The organism is Streptomyces rubiginosohelvolus (genome assembly GCF_014649875.1).
Lineage (GTDB): Bacteria > Actinomycetota > Actinomycetes > Streptomycetales > Streptomycetaceae > Streptomyces > Streptomyces rubiginosohelvolus.
Window position 1 is genome coordinate 416,139 of record NZ_BMTW01000002.1, and the last position, 18,541, is coordinate 434,679.

General features: G+C 68.6%; 17 protein-coding genes. 8 read left to right on the forward strand and 9 right to left on the reverse strand.

The features are described from left to right. Window positions 1-6 precede the first annotated feature (6 nt). The gene (gene aztB / locus IE134_RS09185; RefSeq protein ID WP_030716166.1) at window positions 7-903 is read right to left on the reverse strand and encodes a zinc ABC transporter permease AztB; all 897 of its coding nucleotides are present in this window, start codon (window positions 901-903) and stop codon (window positions 7-9) included. Window positions 904-917: 14 nt separating this feature from the next. Here aztB and aztA point away from each other — a divergent pair, with 14 nt between their 5' ends. The 3 genes from aztA to IE134_RS09200 all read left to right on the forward strand — a co-directional run bounded on the left by aztA (window position 918) and on the right by IE134_RS09200 (window position 3,461). After that, window positions 918-1,661 carry a zinc ABC transporter ATP-binding protein AztA gene (aztA, locus tag IE134_RS09190; protein WP_179887927.1) on the forward strand — a complete coding sequence of 248 codons (744 nt, stop codon included), beginning with the start codon at window positions 918-920 and terminating at the stop codon, window positions 1,659-1,661. 141 nt (window positions 1,662-1,802) lie between these two features. Continuing rightward, the gene (locus tag IE134_RS09195) at window positions 1,803-2,558 is read left to right on the forward strand and encodes an SDR family NAD(P)-dependent oxidoreductase (RefSeq protein WP_030716160.1); all 756 of its coding nucleotides are present in this window, start codon (window positions 1,803-1,805) and stop codon (window positions 2,556-2,558) included. Between the two features lie 57 nt (window positions 2,559-2,615). Then, entirely contained in the window at window positions 2,616-3,461 is an 846-nt protein-coding gene (locus tag IE134_RS09200; protein WP_189430158.1) for a helix-turn-helix transcriptional regulator, read from the forward strand. 63 nt (window positions 3,462-3,524) lie between these two features. Here IE134_RS09200 and IE134_RS09205 read toward each other — a convergent pair whose 3' ends face one another. Continuing rightward, a complete protein-coding gene (locus IE134_RS09205; protein ID WP_098016576.1) occupies window positions 3,525-3,821 on the reverse strand; it encodes a hypothetical protein in 297 nt (98 codons plus the stop codon). A 555-nt stretch (window positions 3,822-4,376) separates the two neighbouring features. On the opposite strand from IE134_RS09205, the gene IE134_RS09210 reads away from it, so the two are divergent. After that, window positions 4,377-6,248, forward strand: coding sequence for a DUF2075 domain-containing protein (locus IE134_RS09210; protein WP_189430160.1), 1,872 nt, complete (start codon window positions 4,377-4,379; stop codon window positions 6,246-6,248). A 257-nt stretch (window positions 6,249-6,505) separates the two neighbouring features. After that, window positions 6,506-6,634, forward strand: a complete 129-nt coding sequence (locus tag IE134_RS34055; RefSeq protein WP_229823447.1) for a DUF6408 family protein — start codon at window positions 6,506-6,508, stop codon at window positions 6,632-6,634. 56 nt (window positions 6,635-6,690) lie between these two features. Here IE134_RS34055 and IE134_RS09215 read toward each other — a convergent pair whose 3' ends face one another. Continuing rightward, window positions 6,691-8,820 (reverse strand): DUF2075 domain-containing protein, encoded by a 2,130-nt coding sequence (locus IE134_RS09215; protein ID WP_229823470.1) that lies wholly within the window; start codon window positions 8,818-8,820, stop codon window positions 6,691-6,693. Between the two features lie 241 nt (window positions 8,821-9,061). Continuing rightward, window positions 9,062-9,559, reverse strand: coding sequence for a hypothetical protein (locus IE134_RS09220; protein WP_229823449.1), 498 nt, complete (start codon window positions 9,557-9,559; stop codon window positions 9,062-9,064). Between the two features lie 1,091 nt (window positions 9,560-10,650). Between IE134_RS09220 and IE134_RS09225 the strand changes: the two genes are divergently transcribed. Next, on the forward strand, window positions 10,651-10,950 hold the full coding sequence (locus IE134_RS09225; RefSeq protein ID WP_229823450.1) for a hypothetical protein: 300 nt from the start codon (window positions 10,651-10,653) through the stop codon (window positions 10,948-10,950). A gap of 284 nt (window positions 10,951-11,234) precedes the next feature. Here the strand turns inward: IE134_RS09225 and IE134_RS09230 are convergent, their stop codons facing one another. Then, window positions 11,235-12,563, reverse strand: coding sequence for a class I SAM-dependent RNA methyltransferase (locus IE134_RS09230; protein WP_030716148.1), 1,329 nt, complete (start codon window positions 12,561-12,563; stop codon window positions 11,235-11,237). A 153-nt stretch (window positions 12,564-12,716) separates the two neighbouring features. After that, window positions 12,717-14,753, reverse strand: coding sequence for an APC family permease (locus IE134_RS09235; RefSeq protein WP_030716145.1), 2,037 nt, complete (start codon window positions 14,751-14,753; stop codon window positions 12,717-12,719). A gap of 322 nt (window positions 14,754-15,075) precedes the next feature. On the opposite strand from IE134_RS09235, the gene IE134_RS09240 reads away from it, so the two are divergent. Beyond that, window positions 15,076-15,744 carry a potassium channel family protein gene (locus tag IE134_RS09240; RefSeq protein ID WP_010059595.1) on the forward strand — a complete coding sequence of 223 codons (669 nt, stop codon included), beginning with the start codon at window positions 15,076-15,078 and terminating at the stop codon, window positions 15,742-15,744. Continuing rightward, entirely contained in the window at window positions 15,744-16,421 is a 678-nt protein-coding gene (locus IE134_RS09245; RefSeq protein WP_010059597.1) for a potassium channel family protein, read from the forward strand. The genes IE134_RS09240 and IE134_RS09245 overlap by 1 nt, the downstream gene beginning before the upstream one ends. Before the next feature lie 72 nt (window positions 16,422-16,493). Here IE134_RS09245 and IE134_RS09250 read toward each other — a convergent pair whose 3' ends face one another. From IE134_RS09250 to IE134_RS09260, 3 genes are all read right to left on the reverse strand, one after another. Further along, the gene (locus IE134_RS09250; protein WP_189430162.1) at window positions 16,494-17,285 is read right to left on the reverse strand and encodes a DUF3159 domain-containing protein; all 792 of its coding nucleotides are present in this window, start codon (window positions 17,283-17,285) and stop codon (window positions 16,494-16,496) included. A gap of 3 nt (window positions 17,286-17,288) precedes the next feature. Beyond that, a complete protein-coding gene (locus IE134_RS09255; protein ID WP_179255748.1) occupies window positions 17,289-17,714 on the reverse strand; it encodes an OB-fold nucleic acid binding domain-containing protein in 426 nt (141 codons plus the stop codon). Window positions 17,715-17,790: 76 nt separating this feature from the next. Next, window positions 17,791-18,486, reverse strand: a complete 696-nt coding sequence (locus IE134_RS09260) for a response regulator (protein WP_030716139.1) — start codon at window positions 18,484-18,486, stop codon at window positions 17,791-17,793. Window positions 18,487-18,541: the final 55 nt, after the last annotated feature.

Consider the following 18,541-nt stretch of genomic DNA (forward strand, 5'->3'; position numbering starts at 1 on the left):
ATCGCCTCAGGTTTCGTTCGGTCGGGTCGTGGGGGCGTTCGGGGTGAACGTGACGGCACGGGCGGGGGCGCCGGTGCTGCGCGTACGACGTCGGTGGCGGAGCCCGGACGCCAGGTGGGACAGGAAGAAGAGGCTGACCGCGAGGGCCGAGACGGTCGCGCCGGCCGCTGTGCGCAGATGCCAGGAGAGCAGCAGGCCGCCGAAGGTGGCAGCCGCGCCGAGAACCGCGGCAAGGGCCATGACGCCGTGGACACTTCGCGCCCAGGGCAGGGCCGCCGCGGGCGGGGCGATGAGCAGGCCGAGGACGAGCAGCGTGCCCACGATGTGGAAGGAGGCGACGATGGCGAGGGCCAGCAGGCCGAGCAGCACGGCGTGTGCGAGCCGGGGGCGCAGGCCGAGCGTCCGGGCCTTGCGCTCATCGAACGCGAGGGCCAGGAAGGCGCGGTGGCCGAGCACGGAGACGGCCAGCGCCAGCAGGAACGCCACCCCGAGAAGGACCAGATCGCTCTCGCGCACGGCGAGTACGTCGCCGAAGAGGAACCCGGTGAGGTCCACGGCGAACGACTGCGAGCGCGACACGATGATGACGCCCAGGGACAGCATCCCGACGAAGAGCAGGCCGATGCCGGTGTCCTGGGACAGCCGTGGGGTGCGGCCGAGGGCGGTGACGCCGACGGTCATGACGGCGGCGCTCGCCACCGCTCCCACCAGGAGGTTGCCGCCGAGCAGCGCGGCGACGGCGACGCCCGGCAGAAGTCCGTGGGACATGGCGTCACCGAGGAAGGCCATCCCCCTCAGCACCACCCACGTTCCGGCCAGGGCGCATATCGCCGACACCAGGACCCCGGCCCACAGGGCACGCTGCACAAAGGCCACCTCGAAGGGGGCCGTCAACCACTCCATGCGATGACCCTACAATGACAATCATGTTCAATAACAGCGGGACGACACCGCCCGGCGACGAACCACGGAGCGAGCGCATCCGGTTCCACGACCTGAACGCGGGCTATCCCGGCCGTCAGGTACTCCACCAACTCACTGCGGGCATACCGGCGTTGGACATGACCGCCTTGGTCGGCCCGAACGGCAGCGGCAAGTCCACGCTGCTCGGTGTGCTGGCCGGAGTGATCGATGCCACATCAGGACAGCTCCGGTACGCGGAGGGCAGCCCGCCGGCCTTCGTCCCGCAGCGAGGCGCCGTCGGCGACGCACTCCCCCTCACCGCACGGCAGACCGTGGAGATGGGCCGCTGGGGAGAGCGGGGCCTCTGGCGGAAACTGACCCGGAAGGACCGAACCGTGGTGGACTCCGCCATGGAACGCCTGGGCGTCGCCGATCTCGCCGCCCGCCAGCTCGGCGAGCTGTCCGGCGGCCAACGCCAACGCGTACTGATCGCCCAGGGCCTGGCCCAACAGTCCGACCTGCTACTCCTGGACGAGCCGACGACCGGCCTCGACCCCGAGGCCAGGAACCGGATCACGGCCCTGCTGGCGGACCTGGTCGCCGACGGCACGACCGTCGTCCAGGCCACACACGACCTGGAGGCCGCCCGCTCGGCCGACGCCTGCCTGCTCCTGGCCGACGGACGGCTCATCGGCCAGGGCCCGCCCGAGGAAGTGCTCACGGCGACGGCTCTGTCCCGCGTCTGGCAGGCGGGGTGAGGCGATGGCGGGAGCCCGTAAGGGGGGATCGGCGATCCCTGGATCACTGCGGCCTTCATCCGTCCTTCGGCCTGCGACACCGTTGACGGGAAGGCGGCGGACCGGCGGTCCTGCCCGCACCTCACGGAAAGGGAGCCCACCATGACGCGCATCGCCCTGATCACCGGCGCCAACCGCGGCCTCGGCCGCAGCACCGCCCTGCACCTCGCCGAAGCGGGCACCGACCTGATCCTCACCTACCGCTCGCACGCCGAGGAGGCGCAGGCCGTCGTTGAGGAGGCCCAGAAGCTCGGCCGCAGGGCGGTCGCCCTGCGGCTGGACACCGGAGACACCGCCGCGTTCCCGGACTTCACCGCACAGGTGCGGGCGACGCTGGCCCAGGAGTGGGGCCGCGAGGACCTCGACGTTCTCGTCAACAACGCCGGACACGGCGTGCACGCGCTCTTCGAGGACACCACCGAGGAGCAGTTCGACGGCCTGATGGACGTCCACGTCAAGGGGGTCTTCTTCCTCACGCAGGCGCTGCTGCCACTGCTCAAGGACGGCGGGCGCATCCTCAACGTCTCCACCGGTCTGACCCGCTTCATCGCCGCGCCCACCGCCGCGTACGCGGCGGCCAAGGGCGCGGTGGAGATCCTCACCCGGTACCTGGCCAAGGAACTGGGCCCGCGCGGTATCGCGGTCAACGCCCTCGCCCCCGGTGCCACCGGCACCGACTTCGGCGGCGGCGGAGTCCGTGACAACCAGGAGATGCGCTCCATGCTGAGCGGCGTCACGGCCATGGGCCGCCCCGGTGAGGCCGAGGACATCGGCGCCGCAGCCGCCGCGCTGCTCGCCGACGGCACCTCCTGGGTCACCGGGCAGCGCATCGAGGCGTCGGGCGGCATGCTGCTCTGACGCCCCACCCGCACACCACCCCGACCTCGGGTACGGGGCATGAGGGAGACTGGAACCGTGGACCGAGCACAACTCTCGGACTTCCTCCGCACCCGCCGGGAAGCCCTGCAACCGGAAGACGTGGGCCTGCCCCGCGGCCCGCGACGTCGCACCCGCGGCCTGCGCCGGGAAGAGGCGGCGGCGCTGAGCGGCATGTCCACCGACTACTACAGCCGGCTGGAACAGCAGCGCGGACCGCAGCCGTCGGAGCCGATGCTCGCAGCCATCGCCCGCGGCCTGCGCCTGTCGCTGGCCGAACGCGATCACCTCTTCCGCATCGCCGGGCACAACACGCCCTCCCGCCCCGGCGATCTGCGCTCGGACCACATCACGCCAGGCCTGATGCGCATCCTGGGACGGCTGGACGACACCCCCGCGCAGGTGGTCAGCGACGTGGCGGAGACCCTCGCCCAGACCCCGATGGCCGGAGCGCTCCTCGGCGACCAGACGGGGTACACGGGTCCCGGGCGCAGCCTCACCTACCGGTGGTTCACCGACCCCGCCACCCGGCTGCTGTATCCGGAGGAGGACCACCCGCTGCACAGCCGCTTCTTCACCTCCGGCCTGCGCGCCGCCTACTCCCGGCAGGGAACGGGCGGACGCGCCGAGGAGCTGCGCGACCGGCTCCTGGAACGCAGCGATGAGTTCGCCTCGCTGTGGAGCGCGCACGAGATCGACGCTCCACGCGTGGATCCCAAGCGCGTGCGCCATCCCGAGCTCGGAGTCCTCACCCTGCAGTGCCAGGTGCTGGTGGACCCGGAGCAGAACCAGACGCTGCTGGTGTACACGGCCGCCCCGGGCTCGGCCGACGACGAGAAGCTGCGCCTGCTGCCGGTGCTGGGAGCACGGCCGGTGGGCACCTAGGGCCTGTCGTTCGGATCAGGGCGGGCTCGCGGGCCCCGGCACGCGCATCTGCGGCGTGCCGGTTCAGGCGTCCGGGGTGTCCCGGGTGAGCCTGCGGACCCACTCGATGTCCGGCATGTGGGGGGCATGGCCGCTCCGAACCGGTGACGGTTCGACAGCGGCGCTCTCCGGGTCGAGGAGGCGGCGCAGCCCGGTGCGCATCAGCGCGCCGTCCACGGAGGCGATGCCGCTCAACCGGAGCACGGAGACCCCCTGGTCGAGCGCGGTCATGAGCTGGGCGATGTCGTCGACGGCCAGGTGCTCGCCCTCCGGGCGCCCGGACGCGGCGACCCGTCCGTAGGCGTTCAGCTGGACCTCCACGCGGGCTCGCAGCAGACCGATGAGCTGCGCGCTGGTCCGCCGGGCCTGAGAAATCCCGCCAGGCGGCTGGCGGGATTTCTCAGGCCTGCCGGCCGCAGACGCGCTTCCCGAGACGTCCTGATGGCGCGCCACCTTCCACACCAGCACCTGGCGCCTCATCAGAGCATGCGTCAAACGTGTGTCACGTGCGTCAGATATCGCCCGTAACGCAAACTCGCCAAAACTTCAGGTCAGCGGCCTTTCTCAGCAGGCTCAAGGATCGCCACGCATTCCACATGATGCGTCCCTGAGAACGCATTGAGAAACAAGGGACCGGGCAGAATCACCGGCCAGAGTCCCCATTCCGTTGACGCAAGGGAACTGTGTGCGTCAGAGGAGCGTCACCAGCTCCCCCACATACGAGGTTGTCGACCAGCTCAGGCGCCAGATCCATAGCCTGTTCTAGGATGGCGAAGACCATCTCAGCGGCCCGACGGGCTTCCGCTCCACTTCCGTGGAACCGAAGGACATGCCCCCACCCGCACGAGCTACTTCGTGCTGCCTGGGGGCACTTCCTTGCTGTTCCGTGAGTCCGCGGCGTCGTTGGCCAACCGCACCCACCTTGAAGGACAGCTGACCGAGCTCCTGACCGAGAACTTCCTGCACGAACACCGTCATCGACCCCAGCCGTCGGAGGTGCGCTCCTGGGAGCGGAGTATCCCGGCTCTCACCAACGCGCTCGTCGAAGCCGGGCTCGGTGAAGTCGAGATGATGCTGGAGTACGCGCTGCCCCTGACCAGCAAGCGCGCGGACGTGATACTTGCCGGTGTTCATCCGAGTACCGGAGAGCCCTCGTACGTGGTGGTCGAGCTGAAGCAGTGGAGCGAGGCCTACCCGGAGGAGGACGATCCGCTGCTGTGCCGCATCGACGCCTACCCGGATCCGGTCCTCAACCCGATCGAGCAGGTGCGCGGCTACTGCGACTACCTCATCTCGTTCAACGGAGCGTTGGAGCGGATCCCCGACTCGGTCGCGGGGGTCGCCTACCTGCACAACGCGACCGACTTCGGGGTGGCGGGGCTCCGCGCCGTCACCGAGGACGATCGGGGCCGGATGTTCACCGGCGACCAGCGTGGCGCCTTCCTCGGCTACCTCCGCTCCAGGCTGGCGGCGAAGCCGGGTGCCGAGGCAGCCGACGCCCTGCTGCAGGGCAAGGTGCGGCCGTCGAGGCAGCTAATGGCCGTTGCCGCCGAAGAGGTGCGTAACCGGGAGCAGTTCGTGTTGCTGGACGAACAGCGGCTCGCCTACGAAACGGTCATGTCGGCAGTCCGACAGGCTCGGCGGTCCAACCACAAGCAGGTCGTCGTCGTGGCCGGCGGACCAGGCTCCGGCAAGAGCGTGATCGCCCTCTCCCTGTTGGGCGACCTCTACCGGCGCGGGGTACCGGCCCTGCACGCCACCGGTTCGCAGTCCTTCACCAAGACGATGCGCAAGGTCGCCGGTGCCCACAAGCCCGAGGTCCAACGGCTCTTCCGCTACTTCAACAGCTTTATGGAGGCTGAGCCGAACGACCTCGACGTGCTGGTCTGCGACGAGGCGCACCGGCTGCGCAAGACCTCCGCCAACCGCTACACAAAGGCGACTCTGCGGACCGGCCGACCGCAGGTGGCGGAGCTGATGGACGCCGCGCGGGTTCCGGTATTCCTGCTGGACCAGCACCAAGTGGTGCGTCCGGGCGAGATGGGAACCGTGGAACAGATCCAAGCAGCCGCGGCCGAACAGGGTCTGGACTGCACGGTGGTGAAACTCGACAGCCAGTTCCGGTGCGGTGGCAGCGACGCCTACCTGCGCTGGGTGGTCGACCTGCTGGGGCTCGAAGGAAACGCGCCCACCGTGTGGGAGTCGGACGACAAGGTACAGCTCCTGACCGCGGACACCCCCCAGGAGCTGGAGGACTTCCTGGCTGCCCGACGGTCCGAGGGCTACGGTGCGCGCATGTCCGCGGGCTACTGCTGGAAGTGGACGACAAAGATCACTTCCAGCATGCACACCCTGCCCACCGACGTGGTCATCGGCGACTGGGCCAGGCCGTGGAACCTCTTTGGCGACCGCGCCCTGCTCGGCGCCCCGCCGGCACCCCTCTGGGCCACCGACCCGGCAGGGTTCGGACAGGTCGGGTGCGTTTACACCGCGCAGGGCTTCGAGTACGACTGGTCCGGCGTGATCATTGGTCCGGACCTCGTCTGGCGTACGGACCGATGGGTGGTGGACCGGAGCGCTTCCAAGGACCCGTCCTTCACCAAGGCCACCGCGGACGAGGACGTCGACCGTCTGGTCCGCAACACGTACAAGGTGTTGCTGACCCGGGGCATGATCGGCACGATCATCTACTCGACGGACCCGGAAACCCGTGAAAAGCTCCGCTCACTGGTCCCCCCGACGCTCTGACCGTCGCAAGCACCCGGTCATGTCTAGTCCGCGCATGCGACTGCGACTGCGGAATCCACACTCCGCGTCGACTCGACGAGATAGCATGATCGCGCTGCGCACCTTCCCGGAGGGTACGAGGCTGCGGTTCCTGAGCTCACCCCAGTGAGTTGCGGGTGAGGAATGGTTGTGCCCGTCGTGTGGTGACATGCGACGCGAGCGTGGATGCCCGGTAGGGCGTCCCCCTGCCATTCCGATCTCACTGCTTTGGAGTGGCCATGACCTCGGTCGAGTGCAAGCCTGCGCGTCGTGAACGGATCCGCGAGATCCTGATCGAGATCGCCGCCGCAGTCGTCTCCAATCTCTTGGTGACGGCCCTGATGGCGATGGCAGGTCTGCTCTTCTAGTGCAGGCCGGTGGCGGGCCCGGTGAGTCCGCCACCTCACTCATACGACAGCTCTTGTCAGAACAGTCTCATTTCAGAGGCTTGCGACCCCCCACTCTTCCGACTCTTCCCCTTGTTCCTGCCCCGCCCCCGTCCTCGGCCAGGCCTGGGAAGATGCGGCGTACGCGCCTCCACTGGAAGGTTCTCCCAAGTGGGACGCAGCCCATGAATCTCGACTTTGCCGACGAGACTCTTGAGATAGTCCCGGGTCTCCTGGTCCGTGGAATAGAGCACCGTGGCACGACTGGCCCGGGTCATCAACACGTGATAAGCGTGCCGGACGAGACGCGCGAACTCGTCGTCATCGACACTGCCGGCCTTCACTTTGGGATCGAACGAACCGGGCTCTGCAACCCGCTTGATGCCCGGATCCGCGGTCTTGAGTTCCTTGCCCCGTCGAAAGACCCACCGGTCACCGCGGCGCACCATGTCGTCACCCATGAGCACCCCGCACCAGTCCCATTCGAGTCCCTGCGCGGTGTAGACACAGCCGATCTGACCCAGACCATTCTCGTGCACGGACCAGATCCTCGACGGCGGAGCCTCGTTCTCGCAGAAGCTTTCGCTGTCCGCGTTCCACGGCCGGTGCCACTCACCGATGCGGACATCGGCCTCCAGTCGTCGCTCCTTGCCGAGCGGCTTCGTCCATGGCCAGCAGTAGCCGGCGACCATGCGCCCGGACGCACCGGCCCGTACTTCTGTCCGAATGATCTGCTCGAGTTCTTCCGGGGTGTCTGCCACCTCAATGTGCATCAGTCCGTCGGGGCGCCACTTGCCGGGCTCCTCGTCCGTCACGCCGAGCAACGCCTTCGCCCACCGGACGTAGGCGTCGCTGCCCCCACATCGGAACTGTTCCCTCAACTTGTAAGGAATGACGAGAGCGTTGTGCCGCTCGGCTGCGTCCTTGATCAGATCGACCGTTCCGACCTCGTTCGGTCTCACGGACTGTCCCTCGTCCAGAAAGAACACCGTCAAACGGGATGCAGCCAGGAGCTCGTCGACCTGCGGTCCTGTGCCCTGCTCTTCGGGTTTCCAGAATCGGCTGGTCGACCGATCCCGGAGCCGGTGAGCCTCGTCGCAGATCAGCACGTCCAGGAGCGGGTCAGGTGGAGTGACGAAGCTGCTGAAGTAGGTGAACGTCTCCCTGAACTGCCGATCCCCGTAGCCGACGTGTTCTTGGAGGGCCCCGTTGAAAGCCCGGCTGCCGCTGGCGTACTTGACCGTACGGCCTTGAGCCTCCAGCTCCGCCTTTATCTGCAGGCCGATCGCGCTCTTCCCGGTTCCCGCCCCACCCGTCACGAGGAAGACCACACGCCGCTCGTCCGGTACCAGGGCGGGATGCCGAGGATCCGGTAGGACCCTCGAAGCAGTCTCCAGAACTTGATCCGCGACCTCCTTCTGCCGCCCTCGCAGAGTGAAGACGGTGTCGGCTCCGCGGGACCAAATCATGGCATCGAGCAGCGGAGTATTGCGCAGGCCCATGCTCTGCAGCATCCGCTCTGCCGTGGAGGCCGCACCAACCTCCGCGAAGTTCATCCTGAGGTCGGACAACAACTGCTCGCGGCGGTCACTCGTGTAGACGCGGGCGTAGGCCCCTGTCGGCGCGTCCACGTCGATCAGGGTTCTTACGGATTCGTCGGTAGCGTTGTGCAGGTAAGCGAAACCGCCGCATTCGAAGTCGGTACCCTGGAACGGACCTTGAGGGCTCGTGAACGCCTCATAGTTTGCGCCCAGTTGCAGCGCCGGATGCTTCTTCTTCTCTTCGATTCCCGGCACATGCAAAAGGTCCGCGGTCGCCAGTTCCACCCGGCTCACCGTCGACCAACGTTTCAACTCGACCAACTGCACGGAGGGCACGTGGCGCTCTGGATGGCGCCCCACCAGAACGACGTCGATAAGGCGGGGATCGCCGGGACAGACCGCCTCGTCGAGGGTGGCCGCACACTCGACGATCATCTCCACGTTCCCCCGTCCCGCTGCGACCAGGTCAATGGCGAGGCTCACCAGGCTCTCCGCCCAGGCGGAGCGCTCCGACTCCGAGGCGTCCGCTCCCCGGAAGTACCGCCACCGGGCGGCAAGATGCGGCACCATCCGGTCGCGCGAGTCGAGAGTGAGCAGATCCTGAGCCGACAGTCTCAGAAGGAGCATGGACACGAGGTGGTTCCCCCAGGGCACGAGTGACTCGTGCGGGTGGGGGCATGTCCTGTCCAGGAAGCCCGTCGGGCCGCAGTTCGGTTGTGGTGATCTTAGGTAAGGCCTGGCCTGCCGAAAACATCACGATGGCTGCCGGCCGGAACTTTGGCGATCGTGGCTGGATCACGCGGTGCGGGTCACTGGGTACCCCTTGAGGCCCGGCAACACGGAAATTGACGTCCCATCCCAGGCAGTCTCATTGCCCAGCGATCGAGACGAATCGCACAGGTTCGGACAACACGGCAACCGCAGACTCCGAGCCGGCCAGACGGGCCGAAAGCGTCGCTTCCGCCAGCCTCGGCGGCAGAGCCTCGGCGAATTTCAGACCTCGTACGGCCCGCTCATCGACTGCGGGAAGACAGAGCCGGTCGGCCGCACCGGCGGTGTGACTCTTCCAGGACGCCGGTGTCATGTCCTCACGCAGCCGGATCCAGTGATCGTTGACGCGCTGGCCCGGCACCGCCACCTCATCGAGGGTGGCCGCCAGTGTGGCATTGGCCCGGTGCCCCGCCCACGTCCACCAGCGCATGCGACCATCAGCATCCCGGATGATGAGCGTGCCTCCCTGATGCACCCGCTCCAGGAAGTGCTCACGCGCTTCACTCAGGGACCGGACCGCCCGCTGCGTGAGTTTGACGGGTGGATCTGCGCCCAGCAGCGAGTTGGAGGCGGGCCATTTGGAGCGGCAGGTCAATGAGCGTCAGCTTGCGGTACTGGAGTGGGTGGGAACCGGGTCCCCTGCCGGTGTTTGGGAGACCAGCTCCTACAAGACCACGTGCCAGGCACTGCAGAGCCGGGGCTTGGTCACGGTCTCCCGAAAGGGTTGGCAGTGGAACGTCGTCCTGACGGCTGCTGGCCAGCATTACCTGGCACACGGCACCTACCCTCCACGCGGGTCCCGCCCGCGGAAGACCCAGGTCGCCACTCCGCAACCGCCGCCCACCCGAGCCCTGGAGACTCCGGCAGCCGAGCGAAAGCCAAGCCCTCCCCCACAGCCTCGCGTGACGTTCACGGAGCAGTTGCTGCAAGAGCTCGCGGAGGCCGGCGGCAGGATCGTCAAGAGCGGCAGCGGTCCGGGCTTGGAGAAGTGGCCGTCCCGCGTCGCCGCGGCACGCAGGTCCGGAAGGGTCCCGGAGGCGAAAGAGCTACACGGGGGCTGGTGCCGTGGCGGGTACGAGATCCAACTCGTCGACATCCCCGCCTGGCGCCTCGCCGTCCTCGAACCCGTCCCCGTGCCCTCCCGGCTCGCGCGGCCGCACACCGTGGTCCGGGCCATGCAGAACGAACCCCAGCCGCTGGGCCTCACCAAGTCCGTCCAAGGACGCGCCCTCAGGCTTATCCAGGCGCTGATCATCACTGCCGAGAACGAAGGACATTCCAGTTCGGCAGGACAGATTGGCTCCGCGCCCCCGTCCCATCGCCGCCGCAGGGCAGATCCCCACTTCACCATCACGGCACAGGGCCAGGCAGTGGGGTTCCTTGTCCTCCAGGAGCAGGACCGGACGGAGCACGTCGCTACCGAGAAGGAACTCGCCGAGGCCAAGAAGAACTCCTGGATCAGGATCCCCCGCTTCGACTACACCCCGTCCGAACGCCTCCGCTTCGTCCTCAGCGGCGGCCACCCGCACCGGGCGAGCGAATGGGCCGACACCCCCCGGCCGCTCCCTCGAAGACCAGCTCGCCGAGATCGCGCAGGAGGTCACCCTTCGCGGCGAAGCCGCCGAACGCAGACGTCTGGACGAGATCGAAGCAGGGCGTCAGAAACGCGTCCGCTGGGAAGCCGCCATGGAGGAAGCGCGCGTCCAGTACGCCGAGGCGTACCGCGTCAGGCACTTCGAGGCGCAGGAAGCCGCATGGCGCCAAGCCATCCGACTGACGGAGTACGTGAGCGCCGTACGCACTCGGGTCGAGGCCATGCCCCCAGGCCAGGACAGGAGCGAAGCCGAAGCGTGGATCGACTGGGCAGCAGCCCGCGTGGAGCGCCTCGACCCTCTGAACACACCGCCGCGACTGCCCGACATCCCCGAACCACGAGCCGACGATCTCAGGCCCTTTCTCGGGCACTGGAGTCCCTACGGCCCCTGACACAACACGCACCGGACACCCCACCGAGCGTCACGGAACGTCACTACCGAGAAGCGGATGAGACAGTGGCAGCCAACAGCTCGGCAGCCAGCGCCTCAGCCACCTCAAGGCTCCTACGACCACGCCCCCGAGGGCTCCAGCCGGCGGTTGACAAATACGCATGACGAGCCATCAGAAACCGTGCCGTCCGTGCGTCAAACGTGCGTCACGTGCGTCAGATTTGCGTCAAGATATCGCACCTAGCGCACGTAACGCCCATAACGCACACTCGGAAAAACCGCAGGTCAGGCGTCCTTCTTCACCGGCTCCAGGATCGCCACACACTCCACATGATGCGTCATCGGAAACAGATCGAACGCCCGCAGCGTCCGTACCCGGTACCCGCCCTCCCGGAAGTACGCCAGGTCCCGGGCCAGGGCCGCCGGGTCGCACGCAACGTAGGCGATCTTGCGGGCGCCCAGGCCCGACAGGTGCTTGACCACCTGCTTGCCCGCGCCCGCGCGCGGCGGGTCCAGGACGATCAGGTCGCACTCCGTGATGCCCGTGCGGGGCAGGACCTGGTCGACCTTGCCGTGTTCGATGCGGACCCGGTCCAGGTCCTTCAGGTTGTGCCGGGCGTCCTCGACCGCGCGCTTGCCGGACTCGATACCGAGGACCGCGCCCTTCTCGCCGAGGCGCTGGCCGATGGCGCCGGCGAAGAGGCCGACGCCGCAGTAGAGGTCGAGGGCCGTGTCGTTCTTGCGGGGCAGCAGGCCCTGCATGACCGCGCGGACCAGGGTGTTGGCCGCCTGCGGGTGGACCTGCCAGAAGCCGCCGGAGCCGACGCGGTACGTGCGGTCGTCGGCGCGTTCGCGGACGAAGGCGCGGCCGTGGACGCGGTGGACGCCGCCGTCCTTCTCGTCGACGCGGAGCACGGAGACCGGCTTGTCCAGCTCGACCAGGGGGAGCCGACCGCCGGGCTTCGGGGTGAGGATGACCTGGCGGTCGTTCGAGCCGGTGGCGGTGATCGCCTCCACCGCGGCGATCTGCGGCCACTCCCGCTTCTCCACGCCGAGCTCCGAGACGCCCGGCGCCGCGATCAGGCAGTGGTCGATGGGCTGCACGTCGTGCGAGCGGTGCTTGCGCAGGCCCGCCCGGCCGTCGGCGTCGATGGCGTACTGGACGCGGGTCCGCCAGGCCGGCACCTCGCCCGCGGGCAGCTTGTCGCCGTCCGCCGGCATCACCGTGCCGTCCCAGCCGGCCTCCTCGGGGGTCAGGCCCGCCAGGCGCTGGAGCTGCTCGGCGATCACCTCGCCCTTGAGCCTGCGCTGCGCGCCCGGCTTCGCGTGCTGCCAGTCGCAGCCGCCGCACATGCCGGGGCCCGCGTACGGGCAGGGCGCCTCGACGCGGTCCTTGGACGGTTCGAGGATGCGTACCGCGTCGGCCCGCAGGAAGCGGGAGTCGGTGTCGCCGTCCGTCACCTTGGCGATGATCTTCTCGCCGGGGAGCGTGTGGCGGACGAAGAGCACCTGGTTCTCAGCGGTCCGGGCGATGCAGTGGCCGCCGTGTGCGACGGGCCCGACCTCGACCTCGTACTCCTCCCCGACCAGCGACGACGTGGGTTCGTTCTGCATGAGGGGAGGCTCCAGAGAGGAAAGGGAGGAAGGGGCAGGTGGTCGAGCTGCTGCCGGACAACAGCCCACCAGTCTACGTGGGACTGGTGGGGGTGGTGACCACGAGCAAGCCCCCGACTCTCCGTCTGGCCCCCTCCCCTCTCTCCCTCGCCCTCACCCCTTGCGGTTCCCCCGCTCCACCGGCCCCCGGCGCACCGACCCCGGAGCGCTCCAGTCCGCGCGCTTGCGGGCCCGCTTCTTCGCCGCCTCCGAGGACTGGAGCTGGTACGGGACCGACGTCACCATGACCCCGGGCGTGAAGAGCAGCCGGCCCTTCAGGCGCAGGGCGCTCTGGTTGTGCAGCAGGTGCTCGTACCAGTGCCCGACCACGTACTCGGGGATGTAGACGCTGATCACGTCGCGCGGGCTCTGGCGGCGCAGGCCCTTCACGTACTCGATGACCGGGCGGGTCACCTCGCGGTAGGGCGAGTCGAGGATCTTGAGGGGGACGTTGATGGCGCGCCGCTCCCAGTCCTCGCGCAGTGCCTTCGTCTCGTCCGGGTCGACGCTGATGGAGAGCGCCTCCAGCTGGTCGGCGCGGATCAGCTGGGCGTAGGCGAGGGCGCGCAGTGTGGGGCGGTGCAGCTTGGAGACGAGGACGATGGCGTGGACGCGGGAGGGGCGCACGCTCTCGTCGGCGGGAGTCTCGTCGGGGGCGATCTCGGCGGCGACCCGGTCGTAGTGCTTCCGGATCGCGGTCATCGTGCCGTAGAAGATGACCATGCCGAGCAGGGCCACCCAGGCGCCGTGGGTGAACTTGGTGGCCAGGACGATCACCAGGACCACGCCGCAGAAGAACGCGCCGAAGGCGTTGATGGCGCGGGAGCGGATCATGTGGCGGCGCCTGGCCTGGTCCCGTTCGTCGGCCAGCAGGCGGTTCCAGTGCCGCACCATGCCGGTCTGGCTGAGGGTGAAGGAGACGAACACCCCGACGATGTAGAGCTGGATCAGCTTCGTGGAGTCGGCTCCGTAGATCCCGACGAGCAGGATCGCGGCGCCCGCGAGCAGCACGATGCCGTTGGAGAAGGCGAGGCGGTCGCCGCGGGTGTGGAGCTGGCGCGGCAGGTAGCGGTCCTGGGCGAGGATCGAGCCGAGCAGCGGGAAGCCGTTGTACGCGGTGTTCGCGGCCAGGAAGAGGACCAGCGCGGTGGCGGCGGCGAGGACCATGAAGAGGAAGGAGCCGTGGCCGAAGACCGCCTCGGCCACCTGGGCGATGACCGGGTCCTGGGTGAAGCCCGCGCCGACCGGGACACCGTCGCGGATCAGGTCGACGGCCGGGTTCTCGGCCATCTTGACGTCGGTGACCAGGGCCAGGCCGATGATGCCGCAGAACATGGTGACGGCGAACAGGCCCATCAGGGCGAGGGTCGTCGCGGCGTTACCGCTCTTCGGCTTCCGGAACGCGGGCACCCCGTTGCTGATCGCCTCGACGCCGGTGAGGGCGGCGCAGCCGGAGGAGAACGCCCGCAGGAGCAGGAAGACGAGCGCGAAGCCGGCCAGCCCCTCGTGTTCGGGCTTGATCTCCAGGTCGGAGGTGGGGGCGTGCATGGAGTCGCCGAGGATCAGTCCGCGGAAGGCGCCCCAGAGAATCATGAGGAAGACGCCGGCCACGAAGAGATAGGTGGGGATGGCGAAGAGCTTCCCGGACTCCTTCACTCCGCGCAGGTTCATCAGGGTGAGCAGGACGATGGCGCCGATGGCGCAGAGCGTCTTGTGCTCGATGACGAACGGAATTGCGGAACCGAGGTTCTCGACGCCGGAGGAGATCGACACGGCGACGGTGAGGACGTAGTCGACGAGCAGGGCGCTGGCGACGGTCAGTCCGGCCTTGGGGCCGAGGTTGGTGGTCGCGACCTCGTAGTCGCCGCCGCCGCTCGGGTAGGCGTGGACGTTCTGCCGGTAGGAGGCGACGACCGTGAACATGAGGACGACGACCGCGACGGCGATCCAGGGGCTGAAGTGGTACGCCGACACCCCCGCGATGGACAGCACGAGGAGGACCTCTCCGGGTGCGTACGCCACCGAGGACAACGGGTCGGACGCGAAGACGGGCAGCGCGATGCGCTTGGGGAGCAGGGTCTCCCCGAGCTTGTCGCTGCGCAGCGCTCGCCCGATCAGGATCCGTTTGGGCAGGTCGGTCAGTTTGGACACGCTGAGGATCGTAAGCGGAGCCCGTGGCCGAAACGCACGGCCTTTCGACGTGGCCCCGCAATCTCCTGCGGTCGGAGGAGAACGTCTCTGCATTCTTTAACGCAATCCTTGCGCTGATTCTCCCTTTTTTACTTTCCCTTTACCGGAGCGCGAGAGGAAGCGGAGACTCGGATGAGGGAGTGGCTTCCCCGGCGCTTAAGCTCGTCTTCGGGCCACACCACGGGTGTGTGCCGCGTTGTTTGCCCAGCAAGCCGAGAGAGAAGTGTGAGCAGCGTGTTTTCGCAGGTCAGCCGGATGACCAGGACGGCGGGGTAGGCGCACAGTGCACATCGTCATCATGGGCTGCGGGCGCGTCGGTGCCGCTCTCGCACAGACCCTCGAACAGCAGGGGCACACCGTCGCGGTGATCGACCAGGACCCGACGGCGTTCCGCCGCCTGGGGTCCGGATTCGGCGGTCGCCGGGTCACCGGGGTCGGTTTCGACCAGGACACCCTCCGCGAGGCGGGGATCGAGGACGCCGGTGCGTTCGCCGCGGTCAGCAGCGGCGACAACTCCAACATCATCGCGGCCCGGGTGGCCCGCGAGATGTTCTCCATCGAGAACGTCGCGGCGCGCATCTACGACCCCCGGCGCGCCGAGGTCTACCAGCGCCTCGGCATCCCCACCGTGGCGACGGTGCGCTGGACGGCGGACCAGATGCTGCGGCGGCTGCTGCCCTCGGGCGCGGAGCCGCTGTGGCGCGATCCGAGCGGGGGTGTGCAGCTCGCCGAGGTGCACACCACGCCGTCCTGGATCGGCCACAAGATCAGCACGCTCCAGGAGGAGACGGGGGTCCGGGTGGCCTTCCTCACCCGGTTGGGCGAGGCCATACTGCCGACCTCGCAGACCGTTCTCCAGGAAGGCGACCTGGTCCACGTGATGATGCGTACGGACGAGATCGCCCAGGTCGAAGAGGCCTTCGCCCAGGGTCCCGAGGAGGACGGTCACTGATGCGTGTGTCGATTGCCGGGGCGGGCGCGGTGGGCCGTTCCATCGCCGCCGAGCTGCTGGAGAACGGGCACGAGGTGCTGCTGATCGACAAGGCGCCGACCGCCATCTCGGTGGAGCGGGTCCCGATGGCCGAGTGGCTGCTCGCGGACGCCTGTGAGATCACGTCGCTGGACGAGGCGGCGCTGCAGCGGTGCAACGTGGTGATCGCCGCGACCGGGGACGACAAGGTGAACCTGGTCGTCTCGCTGCTCGCCAAGACCGAGTACGGCGTGCCGCGCGTGGTGGCCCGGGTGAACAACCCGAAGAACGAGTGGCTGTTCAACGAGTCCTGGGGCGTGGACGTCGCCGTGTCGACGCCGCGTCTGATGTCGGCCCTGGTCGAGGAGGCGGTGAGCGTCGGTGATCTGGTCCGGCTGCTGCGCTTCAGCCACGGCGACGCCAACCTGGTGGAGCTGACCCTGCCGCCGGAGTCGGCGCTGGCCGGCATCCGCGTCGGGGATGTGGCCTGGCCCGCGGACACCTCGCTGGTGACGATCATCCGAGGTACGCGGGTGCTGACGCCCAGCCCCGAGGAGTCCCTGGAGGCCGGGGACGAGCTGCTGTTCGTGGCCGCCCAGGCGCGCGAGGAGCAGTTGGAGGATCTGCTGTCGGTCCGGCGTAGTCCTGAGGACGACTGAGCCGGCCAGCATAAGGAAGGGGCCCGGAACCGCTCAGCGGTTCCGGGCCCCTTCCCGTGCAGCGTGCGGAGGTCAGGCCTCCGGCTCGCGGACCGCGGCGGCGGCCTGCGCCTTGCGCTCCTTCTCGGCCTGTTCCTCGGCCTCCATCTCGGCGAAGACGTCGATGGGCGGCGGCGCCTTCGCGAGGAAGATCCAGGTCAGGTAGACCGCGAGCAGGAACGGCGGGATCTTCAGCGCGATGAGCACCCAGCCGAACTGGGTGGTGTCGGCCCACCAGTAGAGCGGGAAGAGGATCGCGCACTTGGCCAGCAGGATGAAGCCCCAGGCGTAGCTGGCCTTGGTGTACGCCTTCTTCCGGCCGGGGTTACGGGTCCGCCAGGAGAGGTTCTCCTTGAAGACCGGGCCGAGGATCAGACCGATCAGGGGTACGCCGGCGGCGGCGGTGGCGATGTAGGCGACCGACAGGCCCAGGGTGTAGAGCATGCCCGGCAGATAGAAGTCCTTGGCGTCGCCCGTCATCTTGGCGAAGAGCACGCCGAAGGCCACCCCGAAGACGCCGCTGAAGGCGTGCTTGACGGTGTCCCGGCGGATCAGCCGGACGACGACGAGGACCAGGGACACCGCCAGGGCCGCGATGGCCGAGGCGTTCAGGTTCTTGTTGATGGTGAAGATCGTGACGAAGAGCAGCCCGGGGAGGACTGTCTCCACCATGCCGCGCACCCCGCCGAAGGCCTCGAAGAGGGCGGCCTCGGTGACGGTCCTCGACTCCGCGTCCTGCTGGGCGGCGTGCCTCCCGCCGGTGTGCCGCGGGTCGGTGCGGTGGGACTTGTCCGTGTCGGACGTCGGCTTGTCGAGAGACGTCACCGGCTACTCCTTGCCGAGCGGTCGGAGTTCGTATGTGGGGTTGAACAGCACCCGGCGGCCGTGGCTCATGGCGACCCGCCCCGAGGCGATGATCCTGCGGCCGGGCTCTATCCCGACGATGGAACGACGGCCGAGCCAGACCACGTCCAGCGGCTCGGTGCCGTCGAAGAGCTCCGCCTCCAGGGCGGGCACTCCGGCCCGGGGACGGAGGGTGACGGTCCGCAACGTACCAGCCACCTTCACGATCTGCCGGTCGGAGCACTCGGAGATCCGGGTGCACCCGGTGGCCTGCGCGTCCTCCCGCAGCTCCTGGGACTCCAGGTCCTCCTGGGAACTGGAGAGCCGGTCGAGCATACGGCGGAAGCGCCCGGAAGGCTTCGCCGCCTTCCCGGCCTTCCCGGCTTTCTCGGATCGGGAAACAGCACTCATACCCGAAGAGTACCGGTCCTGCGGGCGGTACACGCGGGGCCGCGATGATCACTCGAAAGGGTGAGCCGGTGCGGGGTCAGTCGCGCTCGAACCGGTACCCCATGCCCGGTTCGGTGACGAAGTGGCGGGGGTGCGAGGGGTCCGCCTCCAGCTTGCGGCGCAGCTGGGCCATGTAGACGCGCAGATAGTTGGTCTCGGTGCCGTAGGAGGGGCCCCAGACCTCCTGGAGGAGCTGTTTCTGGCTGACCAGGCGGCCGGCGTTGCGGACGAGGACCTCCAGCAGGTGCCACTCGGTGGGGGTGAGGCGTACGTCGCGGCCGGCCCGGTGCACCTTCTTCGCCGCCAGGTCGACGGTGAAGCCGGCGGTCTCGACGAGGGCGATGTCCTCGGTGCCGCCCTCCTGGCCGACCGGCTCCGCCCGGCGTACGGAGGCGCGCAGCCGGGCCAGCAGCTCGTCCATGCCGAACGGTTTGGTGACGTAGTCGTCGGCGCCGGCGTCCAGCGCCTCCACCTTCTCGTCGGAGGTCTGGCGCGCGGAGAGGACCAGGATCGGGACCCGGGTCCAGCCGCGCAGGCCCCTGATCACCTCGACCCCGTCCATGTCGGGCAGCCCGAGGTCGAGGAGGACGACATCGGGGTGGCGGGCGGCGGCGAGTTGGAGGGCGGTCGCCCCGTCGGGCGCGGCGTCGACCTCGTACTGGCGGGCCTTCAGGTTGATCACGAGGGCGCGGACGATCTGCGGCTCGTCGTCGACCACAAGCACCCTGGTCATCGCGGACCTGCCTTTCTGCTGTTCGGGCTGTATGGGCTGCACTGGCTGCCCGGGT

What these genes read in the sequence shown, in the direction of transcription:
- aztB (WP_030716166.1), bottom strand. Translation starts at nt 903, where the DNA reads ATGGAGTGGTTGACGGCCCCCTTCGAGGTGGCCTTTGTGCAGCGTGCC.
- aztA (WP_179887927.1), top strand. Translation starts at nt 918, where the DNA reads ATGACAATCATGTTCAATAACAGCGGGACGACACCGCCCGGCGACGAA.
- IE134_RS09195 (WP_030716160.1), top strand. Translation starts at nt 1,803, where the DNA reads ATGACGCGCATCGCCCTGATCACCGGCGCCAACCGCGGCCTCGGCCGC.
- IE134_RS34055 (WP_229823447.1), top strand. Translation starts at nt 6,506, where the DNA reads ATGACCTCGGTCGAGTGCAAGCCTGCGCGTCGTGAACGGATCCGCGAG.
- IE134_RS09215 (WP_229823470.1), bottom strand. Translation starts at nt 8,820, where the DNA reads ATGCTCCTTCTGAGACTGTCGGCTCAGGATCTGCTCACTCTCGACTCG.
- IE134_RS09225 (WP_229823450.1), top strand. Translation starts at nt 10,651, where the DNA reads ATGGAGGAAGCGCGCGTCCAGTACGCCGAGGCGTACCGCGTCAGGCAC.
- IE134_RS09230 (WP_030716148.1), bottom strand. Translation starts at nt 12,563, where the DNA reads ATGCAGAACGAACCCACGTCGTCGCTGGTCGGGGAGGAGTACGAGGTC.
- IE134_RS09245 (WP_010059597.1), top strand. Translation starts at nt 15,744, where the DNA reads ATGCGTGTGTCGATTGCCGGGGCGGGCGCGGTGGGCCGTTCCATCGCC.
- IE134_RS09255 (WP_179255748.1), bottom strand. Translation starts at nt 17,714, where the DNA reads ATGAGTGCTGTTTCCCGATCCGAGAAAGCCGGGAAGGCCGGGAAGGCG.
- IE134_RS09260 (WP_030716139.1), bottom strand. Translation starts at nt 18,486, where the DNA reads ATGACCAGGGTGCTTGTGGTCGACGACGAGCCGCAGATCGTCCGCGCC.